Origin of the sequence: Halorubrum vacuolatum (genome assembly GCF_900188065.1) — an archaeon.
Lineage (GTDB): Archaea > Halobacteriota > Halobacteria > Halobacteriales > Haloferacaceae > Halorubrum > Halorubrum vacuolatum.
Genome location: NZ_FZNQ01000027.1, coordinates 1 through 14,363, shown reverse-complemented (window position 1 = coordinate 14,363; position 14,363 = coordinate 1). Strand labels below are relative to the sequence as shown.

Here is a 14,363-nt window from a genome sequence, read left to right as displayed (position 1 = left end):
AAAACCGATTAGATATCGTGTGGACCGATAGGCGAACTCATGGTGACCTATTCGAACAACACCCGAAGCTCGGGCCTACCATATTTACCGATCCAGTACCCGATAAGCCTCCATCAAGGATCCCACCCCGATTGATCCCTGAAGATCATCTTGCTGACTCTCGATACGTGCTCTCTAAAGATCAGCGAAAAGTACTACTCAATAGATCTGGATACCATCAAAAAAACAACGCACTGCTGAAAAAGCGAGACTTGCTCGCTGAGCGGATCCACCATTTGATGTACGATACAGCGCTGCTTGCTACTAGCCCATATATGCAACGCGAGCTGTGGGACACTGGCCCTATCAAGCGAAAAGAGAAATTAAGCAAATTTGCGGTCCTCCACAACGAACTACGAAGCGGGAAGAAAAGCAAGGGAATATCAATTGAAACGGTTTTGAATGAGATCGTAGAAAATTCAGATACTGAATTTGTTGAGTCGCGCGCTGATGTCTTAGAGATTATTCAGGATACGGATATTGAGGAGATTATCGCTGAAAAAGAAGAAGAACAAAAAGAGAATGATGAGGAAGAAGAACACAAAGAAAAAAGCCAGTCAATAGAACTTACAGGACCAAAACAAAAATCAGGGAAGGCATCAGCTTCATACACATTTAATTATATAGCATTGAGGAGTGACACTGATGTAGTATCTGAGGCTGCTGATGTATTGACTGTTATCTATGAGACCGATATTGGAGAAACAATATCTATGGTCCTCTCAGGAGACGAACCGAGTCGTGAAATACCACTTGCAAGACTTATGTCTGACGCTAAAAAGAGAGATGTCGGATATTACGAGACCGAATTTGACACCCCAGAAGACCTCTGGAGAGAGTCACTCCAGACCCCTCAGACTCATCTAGCAACCGGAGATACTCGACTCAGTCCCTCTAATAACTCACAGCCTGCGAAGTTCGGGTTTGAATTTGGTAGTATTGTTGACGTACTTATGACAGAGGAAAGCGCGAAAAACGAAGTGATCTGGGGATTCATTATCGCCCTTATCGGAAGATCACATCGTGAAATCGCAGAAGAAAAATCAGAGATGGCCGAATTAATTACGTCGATTGAGCAAATGCATAAGTCGAGAGAGAAGAACGCTAAAAATATGACATATTTAGAAGACAAGTCAAATAGTGGATCGCCGTACTCTGAAATAAAAGGAGAGGTGGAAGCTGCGGGGTACAGGCCGAACCCCGTGATTCTGCAAGAAGTCGAGTATCACACAACAGTAGATCACGGCCTGACAGAGGCATACAAGAACAATGTACGTCGTATCATCAGGGATATTGAAGAAAAGTTGCCACTGATAGAAATTAACGAATTCGCTGAAACAGTTGCACACGACATCGAGCAGATCGATGCGCAAAAAAAAGAACTTGATTCGATCTCAGAAGTTATCAAGGAAGTGTGGAGTATGGAGGAAGGTAAAATATCAGAGACATCAAAGAATCTCGGAGACAAGCTTGATGTACGAACAGACGCGATAACTGCAGGACTGCATTTGGTTGATGATGGAACGCATCGTGAAATGATAACTGAGGCCCCACTAGTGGAAGAGCACCCCTCAGAAACAAGTCCAGCGTGGAGTCTCACGGAGTATGGAAAAGTAGTATCGAAGACGAAATTTGAACACAAAGGCTTAGACTGGATCTATCGATATATAATTGGGCCGGAAGAACTGTCGCTTGATGAGCGTATATTACTTAGCCACTGCTTGGATGAGCACATTATGAAAGGTGGCGATGGTGACGATAATGAGGTGGACAAAGAGGGGGAGACAGACAAGGAACAGTCTCAGGATAACTGAGTGTTTTGTTTTCGTTGATCGATCTTTGTTGTGTGTCTCCAGACTGTCTCTTTGGTAACACCTGCGGCGTTGCCGGCTTCTGAAAGAGTGAATTGGTCGCTCGTTGCATGGCTCGCTACATACAGTGCAGCAGCGGCGACGGCGGCAGGCTCGCCACCAATTGAATTTGTGTTCGTGAGTTTTTCACTGGCTCTCACGGCGGTCGCATCCGAGACAGATAGCTCATCCGCTAGATACCCAATGTATTCACTCGCCCCCACCACAGAAAAATCAAAGTCTATTGTGCCTTGTATGACCTGAGCTGTATCGAATATCTGCTGTTTGTCCGTATCAGTCAGGTCTGCAATTGCATGGCTTGGCCGCGGTTGGCCAGCTTCGCGGCAAGTGAGATAAATCGTAGCCGCCACGACAGTGTTTATTTGACGACCGTGCATGAGGTGCTGGTTCCATGATTCGATCACGACATCAGCTGATCTAGCACGTATCTCATCACTTATTGTGAGACCGTTGGCGGCGGTGTCTAGAACCGATAAGATCTGGACTAACTGCTGGTCCGACGCATCTGCAACAGTGATGTCTTCTTCCCAATTTTTGTTATCCTCTTTAGCTTCCCCCTCGTCATGTGTTGGAGGCTCCGGCGTGGCAGTTATCCACTCCGCATCATCACACACCAATCCACAAACATCACAGATTTTGGCAGAAATATCATCAGGCTTGCTGAGATCGCTTGATCCACATCCGGGGCACTCAACGGCACGGGTTTCCTTTCCCGTCATTCATCAAGCCCCGTTTTCTTTCGATATTCCGAAAGGATCCGCTCAGATTTACTTATTTTACGCTCCTTATCCATTGGTTCCGGCTTAAACCGGTGTCGGATATCAGTCACTTTATCAAACAAGTCGTCACTAATAATTCGGTACTCATTGACATAATCCTCGTACCCGGCTACGCAGTACTGGCCGATGTACAGTTCGTTGCTCAATATTTTTTGGATTGATTGGGTCTTCCAATCGTTTCCAGCAGGCGTAGTGATACCTTCTTTGTTTAGTATAAATGCGACCTGTGGCATCGATCTCTCTCGGATATACAGCTGGTAGATCCGTCGGACGAGAGAGGCCTCCGTGTCATTAATTTTGAGCTGATCGTTATCCAGCATATCATAACCCAATGGTGGTTGATTGTTTGGCCATTTATGATGTTTAGCCATGCCATACATGCCCATCTTGACTCGTTGGCTCGTCAGATCGGTTTCCAGCTCAGCAGCAGATGCTAAGTTTCGAAAGTTAAACCGGCCTACAGGGGTTGTAGTATCTATATATTCGGTTACGCTCTGTAGGGCCACGTCCCACTGGTCAAGCTGCTCTTTAGTTCGGACAAGATCTGTTAGTGATCGGCAAAACCGATCTAATTTCCAGAAAACCACAACATCTATAACATCTTGAGCGGCTGTACCAAGCAAACTCTGAAACTCCGGACGGTCAGTATCGCGTCCGGATTCGGCCTCGTCTGCGAACACGTATCTTACCGTCCAATTACGCATCTCACAGCGATCCCAGCAGCGGCTGATCTGCTCGTCTATCGAATAGCCAAATCGCTGACTTGCAGATGACGTACGAGCGTATATTGCTGCGCCAAGTTCGTCGTCATCTGAATCCCCAATACCGGGTGGTAAGGGGTGATTCTGTTCCGTCATAGCGCTTCCCCCGTAAGTGAACCAAAAGGCTCGTTTCTAGTTTTACTTCGACTGTTACTGGGATTGCAAGACATCATCGACTATACGCCACTAGTATATTTGATCAACCGGTCATTGATCTGTTTATGATAGATATTCTGGTAGAGCGTCCCAGATGGGTGCATCGATATCTATTGTGTCGGGCCGCATCAACGAGCCAAGAGTCATTTGCAAGGCCGTTAGATCGACCCTTCCAACATCAACTGCTCCAACTTGGTTGAGATGGTGCTCAAGTCGGTCTGGGCTAAGTTGTGAAGTCGTAACCACCATCACCATGACTGCATATCCTTCCTTAAATAGCGTCTCTAACCGACGTTTGAGACTAATATCCAAATTTTTATATACGATCTCAATTGCAATACCCGCTGACTCGGATAACAAGTCTACCACCACAAAATCAGACGCATCGCCAACACGTCGTTCTAGCTCGATGTCGTCCAGACCAGAGTTGGCTGGGAGCAGATTATAAATCCGTTTGGCAACCAACTCCTGAGCGAAGCGATGGGGTATTGAAGTGTTACCATCAGCAACGCACGGCCCCGCATGATCGTGATGGTGAAAACAATCATTGGTATTATTTGTTCTATGGAATTCGATGGTCTCACCACAGAACAGGCACCGATACCGATCACGTCGATTATAATGCCCTTCTTGCCGATGCGTGACCTCATCGACGGAAACCGCAACGCCTTGATCGATGTCAAGAGCCACGATCATTAGGCATCACCCTGTTTGAGGATTGACTCACACCGTCCTGCGACTGTTTTTATGACCGCCTCAGCAAACTCAACGTTGTGGTCCGGTTCCATGCGCTCAAAGACTTCCTCAAGGAAGCTCACTTCTCGATGCAGGTCAGCAACAATGGCATATGGGGTATCCTCATCAGGCAGTGTGTCTGTAGACTCTGACACAGACACCTTAGAATCGGGGTCCTGAACCGAGTCTACCTTCTCTTGGTTTTCGTGCATCGCACTAAGGTTGGCTTCAGGCTCAGGGACTGCACGGAGACCTGTTTGATTGTCAACTGGCGATCCCCAGAGACTCTGTTGCCCAGCATCGCTGTCATTGTCGCTATCTGCCTCCTCTGTCGCTACAGAAGTACTATCGAATTCGATAGGCAGATCATCGACGAGTCCGCGACTTATGAGCTCATCAATACTTTCCGGTGTCAGCTCAGATTTTATTATGTCGTTGATCTCATCGTCACTACTTCGCTCAAATCGCTGGACGATGTCGGGAGCCCGCTCGAACACCTGTGCTGGATAAGAGGATGCAGACCCTACCTTGCTCGCGATCTGCGACTTTGTTGCATCTGGTAGCAGCGCACGAGCGATAATAATCGCCTGCTGCTTGGCCGTTAGTTCATCTAGAGATTCTGTTTTCTCACTAGTCCGCTCTGCTTGCGGATGGTAGTAATCTCGAACGACTCTATGTATCGTACTATAAGATGGCACATCAAGATCCAACGTCGAAAACTCACTAGAGATGATCTCCTCAAGCTCTGAATAAGATTTGTACGGATTGGTCGTTGCTATTCTGATAATATGCCGATGGTGCTCAGGGAAGTCGTCCGGGAGTTGGTCCACCGTCAGACATTCCAGATCAATCTCGTCTGGCTGTCTCGATACAGTATCGAGAAGGTCACCATCTTGAGATAGCACCTCAACCTCGGCCTCAGGCATCAGTCCATTAGTGTTTTTATGAGCTTCATCATCAGAGCGTGTGATGTGCACGCGAGCAGTAATTTCGTTCTCATAAATTGTCTCGCAGATCGGGCACCGGTATCTGTACTCTTTTTGTTTGTCTGTTATATCCGATGTGTCTGCTGATGGTTGCGCGTCGGTATCATCTGTCGATATCGCCTCATTCGTGGGTTGGTAGTGCTGGCTCATACCCACCTCAACAGACGTGTTACGACTACTTACTCAATCGCCGATTGATCTGCAAATTGCGACAGAATAATATGATCTAAAGTATTTCTGCCTGAGCCTCCTGAATTGCCTGTAACAACACCCACGCATCCTCAAGCGACTCACCTGCAGTAATTACCTTGCGGTCCGAATCATATTGGACAACACCTGCCTTGGCCATATGATCCAGATGAGTCTGGATGAGAGAGGTGTAGACATTGCGATATGGGTCCCCTCTCGCGTGTTCAATAGGGATATCCTGTTCGATTGCAGTGATGCGTCGAGCGAGTTCTCTGACTGTGATCTCCTCATCTTTTTCGATGATTATTTCGATTGCATAGCGCCGCCGTGGAGGGCCCAACAGGTTGCATAGATTGGATGTTCGCGCAGGAGGGGTACCTACAGCATTCTGTACATTGTCTCCTGACCTCTTACTCATCTGTATCACCCGGATATATTGCCGGAGCTAATTCATCGCTAATCGCTAAACAGTCTCGTAACGCCGCAATATATCGCTCACGGACCTTTCCACGCCACCGTCCGTCTTTCTGGATCATCTCCACTGTTGATCCTTTCCGCTGGTAATGGCGCAAGGTCTCTATGTCATCATATAACGGGTTGACAAAATGGGCCTCTACACCACCAAGACACGGCACAGACACATCATGGGAGTCAAGATAGCCTACTGCCTCAGTGAGTAGCCCGATCTCTGCCGGTCGTGGGCAGGCGAGAACCAGTTCACAAAGATGCCGTCGGGTCGGTCGCTGAGTCACCAACTGTAGCGACATGCGTTCACGCTCGAATAGCTCGTGAATTAGACAGCCTCCAGACCGCTGAGGATCAACACACGACCCGGTGCTGTGGTAACCATGTGAGGGTCGATCAAATATGTCCAATTGGCGGTTATATTTGCTGGCCGGGTGACATGCCGTTTGCCCCCCTATCTGCACTACTCTCTCGCAACCAAACCGGAGCCACTTAACCAGATTATCTCTGAGCCAGCGTCGCTGTGCTGGGTTTGTCGTCTCATCGAGTGGTGAAGGATCAGCATCGCTCTGACCGATGTCTATAGTGAAAAATAGCTTTTGTTGAGTCGGTCTCAACGGCGACTCAGTAGCGTTGTGGCCTATCTCTGTTGTCTGTCCTATCAGTACCGGGGCCCCGTCAGTATTAATTGATGTGGGGCGCGTAGCGTTGTTTGCTGTCATAGCGGCAGCACAGGGGGCGCGGTGTCCAACCACCGGGCCCTCGATGGACCACCCCTGCTCGATTGCAGTTTATTTTAATCACTTAAAAATAATGGGAAATTGATTGATGCATGTACAATAACATACTCATTCACTTCCAAACTATTGCAGCAGTGCTGAGTTGCCCCACGTCATCTGATGGATCGCCTTTCCAATATGACCCATACCGCTATCAGAATACGTTTTTTTGCTGGCGGCTGTCCTAAGGTGGCTCTGTTGAAATCCTCAAGTGGTGACAGGTTTCGAGCGTCGTGCAAGATACAGAGCGTGTATGCAGCATGGGCGGTCCGTTGCTTACCTATATTGACCACAGGGTGAGACAAACAAACCACGCTCATGAGCATGCAATAGACCGTTGAAGTTAGTACTGAGTAACGTATCCTGATTTAACTGCGCTCAGCCCAACCGGTCAGTGTGGCGCAATCTGAAATAGAATGGGATGTCAATCCTAGTACGTCACGGGTAGTTGAGGCTCTACTTGCTGTCCAATTCGGGCTTGTTGGGGGTACCATCCTGTTTGCGGGAACGAGCCTGTTTCTCGCTCTTGCTGCCCGATACGCAACCGAAAGAGCAACACCCGTGCTCGTGGGATTTCTTGTACTAGGAATCGTCGTTCCCATCCTACTCTTTTATTTAGTATTGCGGGCGGTAGCCGGGTCGGGAATCAAGAGAGTAATAGCTCTGTATTATTTTTACGACTCGGCTCATCCCGAACGGACGATCTTTGACCACGCTCCTCCTCGGCGATATGTCGGAGCAGCCACGGTCGGACTTTTCGGATATCTCAGTACCATTTTTTTATTTGAGTTCCGACCCGACATCGTATATTTATTTGTCGTCATAAGTATTCCCTTCTGTTATCTTCTCTGGTGGAGTATACCAAACAGAGGTCATCTTGATATTGAATCGGAGGCGCTTGTCGTATACAACCGACGCTTGCTCACTGAAGGTGGGAGTGCCAGCGCTCGAAACCTACTCCGCGGATTTAGTAACGATGACCGACAAACATCTCTTAAAGACGTTATTGGGATGAGGGCCATCCAGATCGGCGATATCGTTATTCTTGCCCTCCGGCATCGCTCAGGTTACGCACCTACCCTCGTTGTTGTTCCGCCTCGCGTAGCTGAACGGTTCGCTCAGGAGTACGGTAGCTAACCCGACTGTACTGACTGATTCGGATACTCCGATCTGAGTATGCCCGTCCGTGCAAGACTCGCGCTGTACATCTTACACGCCAATCAGTAACAATATCGCTTATCTGATCATTGTTTCGCTCAGTTAGGAAAGAGCCAAGTTGGATTCCGGATAGAGAACGTAGGTTGTGTTATCACGGTGCTCACCCGCGGATCTCGCCAGTGAAGAACGCGGTCGTGTAGGTAATCCGGAGAGCCTGTCCGATGGCGACACTGCTGAGTAGGACCGTGAGGACGGCGAGGACCCCGACAATGTCGACTGCCTCAACGAGGAAGCCCGGATCGGCAGCCCCCGCAAGTACGTCGGTTATGAGAGGGTCAAGAGCCCCCACCGCAACTATCACGGCGAGCCCGACTACGATGAGCCCGTATTCCAGCGCGACTCGGATCACGGTGAACCCGGCAACGGACGCTGGTGCGTCCCGGACGACACGGATGGCACTCTTCACAGCGTCAACCGCGGGGTCTCCGTTGATGGCCACAGCGGGAAACAGGAACTGTGTGACCATCGCAGAGCAGAAGTAGACGCCGCCGAACATGATCAAAAGAAGACCGAATGGGACGACAGTAGCGATCTCGGGCAGATCAACGGCGCTTGACACGAGCGCTCCCGCGATGACGAGCACGAGTATGAGTGCGAACAGCACAACCAACGCAGTGAGCCATAGGACGACGAGCAGCGCATACGCGCCGAGCAGCGAGAGCCAGCGCTCTCGGACGAGGTCGACACCGACTTCCGTCGACAGCGCCCCGGTGAACAGGCCGTGGTCGGTGACCGCATACGCAGCTCCGAGACCGAAGGCTAACACAGGGATCCCCAGTAGCCAACCGAGAATGGGAGCCACGCTGGTGACAGCCGACGCGACGAGTGCGATCATCCCGAGGACTCCAACCGCCGCGAGCGTGGCAGGCGTTCGATGGGCTATTCGACGGATTCCGTGGAGGGAGTCGAGTGCGGGTCCCATACGTCGCCGTGGGTAATCGACAACCTAAAAATTCGGGTTGGAGCTGGAGGCTGCCACAAGCTCCCGCCCTCATTATGATGGTCGGTGCGGTACGCTTCTGGTGGTCGAATGAGTCTGGCGGACACTTCCGCCAACGCCAGTATATGCGGCTCGGCTCGTGAGCAAAAAGCAGGTACTAACCGACCACTCTCTTTTGAACCGATTTTCAGTCCGCAAGATCCGCGCGCTGTATTTAACATCGACCTCGTATCAGTTCTAGAGGATTTCAACAAAGACAGAATTTGAAATGTGGGGTCAATCACTCCAAGTTATTTTCCGCCCACGATAATATGAATTTATTGGCGAATGGGTCAAGATCAGCAATCTGCGTGACGCTCAGGGGGCGATTTACATTCGGGCCGATGGTCGGGTAGTCTTCCGGTTCCGGCAGCAGCTTATTTGTCGGTATTGACGGTGGTTCCCAATCCGTCGCAAATACGACTGTAGTCGTCCCAAACACTCGTCCGGGCAGTCCCTGTCTTGTTTTCATACCGGTCACAGCCGACGCCTCAAGACGAGCTTGTGGTGTCTCAAGCAGCCGTCCATATACGACGATGATATCATCATAACACCGGTACTCAACGGGCCCATACCGCAGATAATACACACTTATCCTGAAAAGGACGAACACAACAAGGCCGATAATTCCGAGTACGACTAAAAATCGGCTTATGAGGAGTCCAAAAAGGAGTACTGACAGTGGAAGCCACGCGTTCACGAGATACCGACATCCTTGTACGAGTGCGTCAAGACACACCCCAGCTTGTGACGGGCGAACGACTAGGTCCGGCTCGCCGGATGGGATCGTCACCGGCTCAGGCTCAACCTCAATTTCAGGATCGAATAGCCGTCTAAACCATCCTTTCCGCTCTGAGTCGTGTTGTAGTTGCCAAGCGCGAAGATCAGCTGCGTACTTTCCAACAAAGATAATACTGACAAACAATGTCTCACTGAAAAATGGCTGCTCACTGTCACCAAAGAGTACAATTCCAATGAACGCGAGAAACACCAACCCAGCAGTTGCGACCAGTTGTTGGAACGGCTCAAGCAGAACCGTCCGTGCAGAGTGGTTTCGATAGTTCTCTGCATGAAAATACTCACGTATCGCCTCAACACCTCGAACAACGAACACAACTACACCACCAACAAGCATCCACCCGACTGTTTCAGCGGTAATTACTGGATCGGGGAGCACAAACATGACCATCGAAAGCAGAATCAAGAGGCCAGTAATGAAGACTGCTGGCAGAAGTAGCGCCAGATTCCGCGGGTACACCGGTGGCAAGAACCGGGAGAGTGAAACTCCCCCTCGTTTGGCCGCCAGCGCCCCAAGTATCGGGCTCTCCAACATAGCCAGCACCAGCGGGCGCTTCCTCGCAAACGGGAGTTTCCACCACGCCCAAACTGCTGTCGTCCACATATCCAACACGAGTACGCCCAAGAAAATCGAGACGGACCAGTCGAGAAACACAAAACCGAACAACGGTAGTACATTTACTCCCGAGAGCGCGATGAGTTGACGAGAAGGGTTGCTCAAATCGTACCAAACGTACGTCTCAACCGATCAAAAAGGTTCGGTACTCACAAAGCATCGCCAGTTTGCTTAACCTGAGCCACTTGTTCTGTCGTAATGAGTCGTAAGCAACGGTCGAGGAGCGATTATCGAAGAGAGAGTCGTCGCTGTCGGCGGCGGTCAGCCGCCGACGCGACAGCGTAGCCACTCACAAGGCAGCGTCCTAAGCCAGTGACTACCTGTGGAACCGGTCGTCGGGTGGTCGGTTCGCGGGGACGGCCCGACGCACCGCGGGGGCCGTCCACGCAGCTCGTCGAATCATATTCACGAACTCCTCGTACGGCCAGTGAAAGATATATGTCCAACGTTTGCGTTCTCTTCTCGACCGCGGGTGGCGCGGGGATCCCCGCGCCATTTCAGGATGTCCAGACAGGGTGTTATAAAACAGTTGGCATGCCTCCCGAATCGGTCAGTACAGGGCACTCACGAATCGGTCAGTACAAAGAACTCACCTACTGGCGAGAGCGACAATCTTACCGACATCTGTCAAGAACACCGTGCGAGATACAGAGCATGGATGCAACACAGAGGCTTCTTTCATTCGGGCTCAGGATGTTTCTGTTTCGACCCTGTGTTTGTCTTCCGATATTACACTCTGATTTCTCTTGGTTTCATTAGTAACAGTCTCATGTGCGTTGGCCGTACCTCCAGTATCCTTTTGAGTGGAACCAGTATCCTGAACTGGATACTCTGTAAGCTCTTCAGTTGCAATCAGTTGTCTCACTCCGCGGTCAAATTCACCTTCATCGATTTCACCGCAGGCATACTGCTCTCGGAGGGTTTCAACCGATGTCGATTCACCACTATCCTGAATTGCGTACTCTGGGATCTCTTCAGTTGCAATCAGTCGTTCCACACGACGAGTAAATTCACCTTCATCGATTTCACCGCGAGCATACCGTTCCCGCAGCGTTTCAACCGGCGTTGATTCAGAAGATTTGCTTTCATCCTCCATCTCTTCAGTACCTTCGGTTACGTCCAGCCATTGCTCAATTGCCTCCAGATATCTATTGTCAGAATCGTTGGAAATTCGCGAAGCCATCGGTAGAAACACTAAGAATCCAACAAGGAGTATTACGAGTAGCGCACTCCCCCATCCCATTGCGGCAGCAAGTATTCCCAAAACCACTGTTAGGGCAATGACAGCGGTCTCAAGGGGAGTGTGGGAATCTTCACTCGTAGCCATTATAGTATATCTTATGACTAGGGATATAAAAGTCTGGACATACATTGTCACTCAGCCTAATATACATCCAGCCATCAGCATGTTATCGGCGGGTTTGTAGAAGTATTCACAGGGTGAGCCGCCCGATCCGTATCTGCAGCAGACTTCTAAAATACGTCCGACAGCAGGTGACATAATAACTCCAACACTGCCTCAAGTAGACTGAACTGCTGTGCAAGATATGCGCACTGTATCTTGCACGTCCGAGCTTTCATAATGGGAATTTGTCACCTCAACCGATGAGCGATTCGCGCCCGAGATCGCTCACGAGTACAGACCGACAGGCGCTGTAGATACAATCTTGTCCAGTAGCCGAACACGATCCCTACCGATAGCTGCTGCACGCCCCGGTATCTAACCGTCTTCTGCCGATATTCAGGTCTGTGCGATCTACTAGTAGTTATTGAATATGGAACGCCGTGGCTCGTGTTGTCCCCCTCGGACTATGCGGTCACAACACCACGTAACTACCAGTAGTCCGTTGAGATCGACCTAGTGTTCGATGGCAAGTAATTGGAACTATTCGGTGTCGTCACCATCAGGCTCATCTGCAGAGATGAGTCCATATGCGACGGCACTCCCAAGTCCAGCGAGTGCTGCGACCACGCCCATCCCCGGCACATCGTCGCTCGTGTCGTCAACAGTCTCTTCTTCGGGTGGGGATGCTTCCTCATCTTCTGAATCGGATGGGTCGACTCCGTCGTCATCTCCAGCGTCATCATTTGACTCCGATGGTGCAGCCTCAGCATCTTCATCGTCAGACTCCTCTTGAGCCTCCTCACGCGTCGGCGATTCGAAGTACTGCTCATGGGTATCTTGATCCCACATTTCGGGTCGCTGGGTCGTCGACATATATTGGTCCGCCAAATCCGCAACCTCCGTAGTGCTGGTCTCTTCTATGAGCTCCAGAAGCTGGTCGTGGGTAAGTTCTGCATCTGAGTTATATTCGTTGAACTGTCTGAACAAATCGTCAATAGAACGCTCTCCGTCGGTTGCTCGACGTATCTCCAAATCAAGTCGACCGAGAACAAGTGCTCCAACTTCGTAGTTCGCTCTTCGCTCTTCTTCCCACGTCTCTTTCTGTTTCAAAACGGCATCCTCGTGTCGCTCAAGCCCACGTTCATATGCCCTCCGTAGCTCAGAGAAGGAGACTCGACCATCTTCATACGGGAGCAGAATACCGTAGTGATCCGCTTTGCCCTCGAAAATCCATTCTGTTTCATCGGGCAAAATACGGTTTTTAATTCCCTGATACTCCTGCCTCGTGTGAATATATTCATGATCCCAGACACTTTGTGCGCTATCTATTTCGAAATCGGTTCGGGTCCATGCGCTCGTATTCGACCCATCCGATGATCCGCCAACGGTGATTCCTTCCGGTACAGCGAATTTGTACACACGCTCACTCTCTCCACCGATATCGACGCGGTCGCTAGCGTTTACAAGCGCATCAAGGATATCCTCGGCTGGCGATGAGAGGTCAGCCGCATCCGGGACGATCAGGCTAATTTCTTCTTCGCTGGCTTCCTTGCTGTATGTTTCATACGAACCGAGTAACACATGATGTCCATGCGCGATTCCTTCAGTCCCGTCTGCGATAGAGATGTCAAGTGAATAATCAAGTGTTGCAGGACGGTGTGAAAAAACGTTGACCACCCGCTCGGGTGCTATGAACGCCCAATCGTCTCCGCCATATATTGTCTGAATAAACTCAGCTGGTTGTGTCGGTACCGACGCGACAAGCGTCTCCCCGGACGTATCGGTCTGATAACCACCCTGTGTTTCTTCAAACCCGTTACTGCTCTCAATGGTGACCTGTTCACGATTACGGAGAGCCACAGTATCGGTCCCACTAAATTCAAGCGTTACCTCAAGAGATATTCTATCTCGCTCTTCAGAATGCCAATCAACGATGATCTCATGGTGGATCGCTGTGTCCGAACCTGACTCATCTCTATCACTGGCCGATATAGGACCAGCACCCGCACCGAATAGCAGAATACCAGCGCTTCCGGCGGCAGTTGTTTTCAGTAGTCTCCGTCTCGTATGTTGATGTTGGCCATCGTAAGAGCACCGACGCATATCTTCTCCATTCTATGTGTAAATCTATAAATATTTTCCAGTGAAATGGAGAGAGTTGATATCGAGTTCGACAAAGCTTGTTTAATATTTGTCGTTGACACAGCATACCTTTACCACAGTAGACAATGACCGATTCGCGCCCGAAATCGCTCACGAGTACAGACTGACGAGTGTTGTAGATACGATCCATATTCAATAGTCGAACACGATCTCCACCCGTAGCTGCTACACAACCCGAGATCTTTCCGTCTTCCACCGATCTTCGGCTCAGTATGATCTACTAGTAGTTCTCGAATATGGAACGCCGTGCCTCGTGTTGTCCCCCTCCGACTATGCGGTCACAACACCGCAAAACTACCAGTAGTCTCTCAGTGGTCAGTACAGGGAAATCACATACCGGCGAGGGCGATGATCTTAGCGACACCTGTCAAGAACACCGTGCGAGATACAGAGGGTGTAGTCAGCATTGGGTCGTGATACAGATCGGACGCGACTGTATCACCGGGGTTGTGATGGTGAATTAAGAGCCTGTCAACCTTAGATT

The 14,363-nt window shown here is 50.0% G+C and carries 11 protein-coding genes; 2 read left to right on the top strand and 9 right to left on the bottom strand.

The window, feature by feature from the left end; all coding sequences use genetic code 11:
- The first annotated feature begins 278 nt into the window (after nucleotides 1–278).
- Nucleotides 279–1,853, top strand: coding sequence for a hypothetical protein (locus CHB65_RS17065; RefSeq protein ID WP_143420452.1), 1,575 nt, complete (start codon nucleotides 279–281; stop codon nucleotides 1,851–1,853).
- Here CHB65_RS17065 and CHB65_RS15175 read toward each other — a convergent pair.
- The 5 genes from CHB65_RS15175 to CHB65_RS17055 form a co-directional block, all read right to left on the bottom strand.
- Nucleotides 1,841–2,629 (bottom strand): hypothetical protein, encoded by a 789-nt coding sequence (locus CHB65_RS15175; protein ID WP_089385876.1) that lies wholly within the window; start codon nucleotides 2,627–2,629, stop codon nucleotides 1,841–1,843. The two genes, CHB65_RS17065 and CHB65_RS15175, sit on opposite strands and share 13 nt — an antisense overlap.
- Nucleotides 2,626–3,546 (bottom strand): recombinase family protein, encoded by a 921-nt coding sequence (locus CHB65_RS15170; RefSeq protein WP_089385875.1) that lies wholly within the window; start codon nucleotides 3,544–3,546, stop codon nucleotides 2,626–2,628. The genes CHB65_RS15175 and CHB65_RS15170 overlap by 4 nt, the downstream gene beginning before the upstream one ends.
- Nucleotides 3,547–3,669: 123 nt before the next feature.
- Nucleotides 3,670–4,302 (bottom strand): hypothetical protein, encoded by a 633-nt coding sequence (locus CHB65_RS17060; protein ID WP_143420451.1) that lies wholly within the window; start codon nucleotides 4,300–4,302, stop codon nucleotides 3,670–3,672.
- The gene (locus CHB65_RS15165; protein WP_143420450.1) at nucleotides 4,302–5,477 is read right to left on the bottom strand and encodes a hypothetical protein; all 1,176 of its coding nucleotides are present in this window, start codon (nucleotides 5,475–5,477) and stop codon (nucleotides 4,302–4,304) included. The genes CHB65_RS17060 and CHB65_RS15165 overlap by 1 nt, the downstream gene beginning before the upstream one ends.
- A gap of 76 nt (nucleotides 5,478–5,553) precedes the next feature.
- Nucleotides 5,554–5,934, bottom strand: a complete 381-nt coding sequence (locus CHB65_RS17055; protein ID WP_143420449.1) for a DUF7344 domain-containing protein — start codon at nucleotides 5,932–5,934, stop codon at nucleotides 5,554–5,556.
- A gap of 1,222 nt (nucleotides 5,935–7,156) precedes the next feature.
- Between CHB65_RS17055 and CHB65_RS15155 the strand changes: the two genes are divergently transcribed.
- The gene (locus CHB65_RS15155) at nucleotides 7,157–7,897 is read left to right on the top strand and encodes a hypothetical protein (protein WP_218818964.1); all 741 of its coding nucleotides are present in this window, start codon (nucleotides 7,157–7,159) and stop codon (nucleotides 7,895–7,897) included.
- Nucleotides 7,898–8,078: 181 nt separating this feature from the next.
- Here CHB65_RS15155 and CHB65_RS15150 read toward each other — a convergent pair whose 3' ends face one another.
- The 4 genes from CHB65_RS15150 to CHB65_RS15130 all read right to left on the bottom strand — a co-directional run bounded on the left by CHB65_RS15150 (nucleotide 8,079) and on the right by CHB65_RS15130 (nucleotide 13,819).
- Nucleotides 8,079–8,900: a DUF7847 domain-containing protein gene (locus CHB65_RS15150; RefSeq protein WP_089385871.1), complete on the bottom strand. Its 822-nt coding sequence runs from the start codon at nucleotides 8,898–8,900 to the stop codon at nucleotides 8,079–8,081.
- 298 nt (nucleotides 8,901–9,198) lie between these two features.
- Complete coding sequence (locus CHB65_RS15145; RefSeq protein ID WP_143420448.1) at nucleotides 9,199–10,476, bottom strand: DUF6498-containing protein; 1,278 nt, start codon at nucleotides 10,474–10,476, stop codon at nucleotides 9,199–9,201.
- A 583-nt stretch (nucleotides 10,477–11,059) separates the two neighbouring features.
- Nucleotides 11,060–11,698 (bottom strand): SHOCT domain-containing protein, encoded by a 639-nt coding sequence (locus CHB65_RS15135; RefSeq protein ID WP_245810000.1) that lies wholly within the window; start codon nucleotides 11,696–11,698, stop codon nucleotides 11,060–11,062.
- A 558-nt stretch (nucleotides 11,699–12,256) separates the two neighbouring features.
- A complete protein-coding gene (locus tag CHB65_RS15130) occupies nucleotides 12,257–13,819 on the bottom strand; it encodes a hypothetical protein (protein ID WP_143420447.1) in 1,563 nt (520 codons plus the stop codon).
- Between the last annotated feature and the right edge of the window lie 544 nt (nucleotides 13,820–14,363).

What these genes read in the sequence shown, in the direction of transcription:
- CHB65_RS17065 (WP_143420452.1), top strand. Translation starts at nt 279, where the DNA reads ATGTACGATACAGCGCTGCTTGCTACTAGCCCATATATGCAACGCGAG.
- CHB65_RS15175 (WP_089385876.1), bottom strand. Translation starts at nt 2,629, where the DNA reads ATGACGGGAAAGGAAACCCGTGCCGTTGAGTGCCCCGGATGTGGATCA.
- CHB65_RS15170 (WP_089385875.1), bottom strand. Translation starts at nt 3,546, where the DNA reads ATGACGGAACAGAATCACCCCTTACCACCCGGTATTGGGGATTCAGAT.
- CHB65_RS17060 (WP_143420451.1), bottom strand. Translation starts at nt 4,302, where the DNA reads ATGATCGTGGCTCTTGACATCGATCAAGGCGTTGCGGTTTCCGTCGAT.
- CHB65_RS15165 (WP_143420450.1), bottom strand. Translation starts at nt 5,477, where the DNA reads ATGAGCCAGCACTACCAACCCACGAATGAGGCGATATCGACAGATGAT.
- CHB65_RS17055 (WP_143420449.1), bottom strand. Translation starts at nt 5,934, where the DNA reads ATGAGTAAGAGGTCAGGAGACAATGTACAGAATGCTGTAGGTACCCCT.
- CHB65_RS15150 (WP_089385871.1), bottom strand. Translation starts at nt 8,900, where the DNA reads ATGGGACCCGCACTCGACTCCCTCCACGGAATCCGTCGAATAGCCCAT.
- CHB65_RS15135 (WP_245810000.1), bottom strand. Translation starts at nt 11,698, where the DNA reads ATGGCTACGAGTGAAGATTCCCACACTCCCCTTGAGACCGCTGTCATT.
- CHB65_RS15130 (WP_143420447.1), bottom strand. Translation starts at nt 13,819, where the DNA reads ATGCGTCGGTGCTCTTACGATGGCCAACATCAACATACGAGACGGAGA.